Source organism: Streptomyces sp. TRM64462, from assembly GCF_013362995.1.
Lineage (GTDB): Bacteria > Actinomycetota > Actinomycetes > Streptomycetales > Streptomycetaceae > Streptomyces.
On sequence record NZ_JABWDV010000453.1, the window covers coordinates 13805 to 16255 of the forward strand.

The 2451-nt window shown below is 69.7% G+C and carries 2 protein-coding genes; both read left to right on the forward strand.

What is annotated here, in order from left to right; all coding sequences use genetic code 11:
• Positions 1-206: 206 nt before the first annotated feature.
• Positions 207-1631, forward strand: a complete 1425-nt coding sequence (locus HTZ82_RS29490) for an NAD-dependent malic enzyme (protein WP_175412447.1) — start codon at positions 207-209, stop codon at positions 1629-1631.
• 353 nt (positions 1632-1984) lie between these two features.
• Positions 1985-2266, forward strand: a complete 282-nt coding sequence (locus tag HTZ82_RS29495) for an HU family DNA-binding protein (RefSeq protein ID WP_175412448.1) — start codon at positions 1985-1987, stop codon at positions 2264-2266.
• Positions 2267-2451 lie beyond the last annotated feature (185 nt).

The following is a 2451-nucleotide window of genomic DNA, read 5'->3' on the forward strand; positions in this document are numbered from 1 at the left end:
GTACGGACCCGTTTTCGTTGCGCCCGTTCGCGCCCGTGCTCGTTGTGCGTCACCACCGTTTCTCGTATGGTGGAAAACAGTTTCCGAAAACAAAAAGACCGTATTACCTGCTACCGGCAGGTAGGTGCGACCATCGGAGGGCTCCCGCACGGCCACCGCCGTGTCCGGAGCGGCAACGAAGCTAGGGAAAGCAGAGGAACTCGGCCATGGCAACGGCGCCCAGCGTCTCGTACTCGATGACGGTCCGGCTGGAGGTGCCCGCGAGCGGAACCGCGGTCTCCCAGCTCACCACGGTTGTGGAGTCCTCCGGCGGCTCGGTCACCGGCCTCGACGTGACCGCGTCCGGCCACGAGAAGCTGCGGATCGACGTGACCATCGCCGCGTCCTCCACCGCGCACGCCGACGAGATCGTCGGCAAGCTGCGCGGCATCGAGGGCGTCGTCCTCGGCAAGGTCTCCGACCGTACGTTCCTGATGCACCTCGGCGGCAAGATCGAGATGGCGTCCAAACACCCCATCCGCAACCGCGACGACCTGTCCATGGTCTACACGCCCGGCGTCGCCCGCGTCTGCATGGCGATCGCCGAGAACCCCGAGGACGCCCGCCGCCTCACCATCAAGCGCAACTCCGTCGCGGTCGTGACGGACGGGTCGGCGGTGCTGGGCCTGGGCAACATCGGGCCGAAGGCCGCCCTGCCCGTGATGGAGGGCAAGGCCGCCCTCTTCAAGCGCTTCGCCGGCATCGACGCGTGGCCCATCTGCCTGGACACGCAGGACACCGACGCGATCGTCGAGATCGTCAAGGCGATCGCCCCGGGCTTCGCGGGCATCAACCTCGAGGACATCTCGGCCCCGCGCTGCTTCGAGATCGAGGCGCGGCTCCGCGAGGCCCTCGACATCCCGGTCTTCCACGACGACCAGCACGGCACCGCCATCGTCGTCCTCGCCTCCCTCACCAACGCGCTGCGCGTGGTCGGCAAGGCCATCGGGGACGTCCGCGTCGTCATGTCCGGCGCCGGCGCCGCCGGTACGGCGATCCTGAAGCTGCTCATCGCGGCCGGCGTCAAGCACGCGGTCGTCGCCGACATCCACGGCGTCGTCCACGCGGGCCGCGAGGACCTGGTGGACGCGGCTCCCGAGTCCGCGCTGCGCTGGATCGCCGACAACACCAACCCCGAGGGCGTCACCGGCACCCTCAAGCAGGCTGTCGTCGGCGCCGACGTCTTCATCGGCGTCTCGGCCCCGAACGTGCTCGGCGGCGACGACGTGGCGGCCATGGCGGACGACGCGATCGTGTTCGCGCTCGCGAACCCGGACCCCGAGGTGGACCCCGCAATCGCCCGCCAGACGGCGGCAGTTGTGGCTACCGGCCGGTCCGACTTCCCCAACCAGATCAACAACGTGCTGGTCTTCCCCGGCGTGTTCCGGGGCCTCCTGGACGCCCAGTCCCGCACCGTCAACACGGACATGATGCTCGCGGCCGCCACCGCGCTCGCGGACGTCGTCACCGACGACGAACTGAACCCGAACTACATCATCCCGTCCGTTTTCAACGACAAGGTCGCCGGCGCCGTCGCCGGTGCCGTGCGCGACGCCGCGAAGGCCGCGGCGGGCGATACCGAGGCACTCTGACCCCCTGACCTCCGCGGGCGCCCGCCCGGCCCCTGCCGCCTCGTGTGCCCCGTACGGGCGCGTCGTGAGGTGCCTGCCGGGCGCCCGGCGTAGGGTGGGAGGATCTGCCTGCGCAGCCGACCCGGTGTCACCAGGACGAAGCAGTGGCGCTTTTCGTGTGACCCCGGAGGGTGCCGGATTGGCTTTCCCGCCGCAGGTGGAGGCAGGATGCGTATTCGGGCGCGAGGGTCTGAACAGCAGACCCGGGTCCGAGCACTGTCGTAGGGCCCTGGCAGCATCGGCTTCGCTGTGCCCGATATGCGGCTCCGCCGCGTGGCACGCCTCACAGGCAAGAAGAACACGGGAGTAAGAACATGAACCGCAGTGAGCTGGTGGCCGCCGTGGCCGACCGCGCCGAGGTGACCCGCAAGGACGCCGACGCCGTGCTGGCCGCGCTCGCCGAGACCGTCGGTGAGGTCGTCGCCAAGGGCGACGAGAAGGTCACCATCCCCGGCTTCCTGACCTTCGAGCGCACCCACCGTGCCGCTCGCACCGCTCGCAACCCGCAGACCGGTGAGCCGATCAACATTCCGGCCGGTTACAGCGTGAAGGTCTCCGCGGGCTCGAAGCTCAAGGAAGCCGCCAAGGGCAAGTAAGCCCCTCTAGGCACGCAGAAAGGGCGGTCACCCTCTTNGGGTGACCGCCCTTCCGTCCGCCCGCGCACGCCCCCTTCCAGGGGCGCCGGTACGCCTTACGGGGGTGCCGACGCCGCCTTACGGGGCGTCAGACCGTCGTGCCGCCGCGCGGGAGCTCTACCTTCGCCCCCAGCTCCACCAGCTTC

Coding starts and splice junctions, on each gene's coding strand:
- HTZ82_RS29490 (WP_175412447.1), top strand. CDS start 207: ATGGCAACGGCGCCCAGCGTCTCGTACTCGATGACGGTCCGGCTGGAG.
- HTZ82_RS29495 (WP_175412448.1), top strand. CDS start 1,985: ATGAACCGCAGTGAGCTGGTGGCCGCCGTGGCCGACCGCGCCGAGGTG.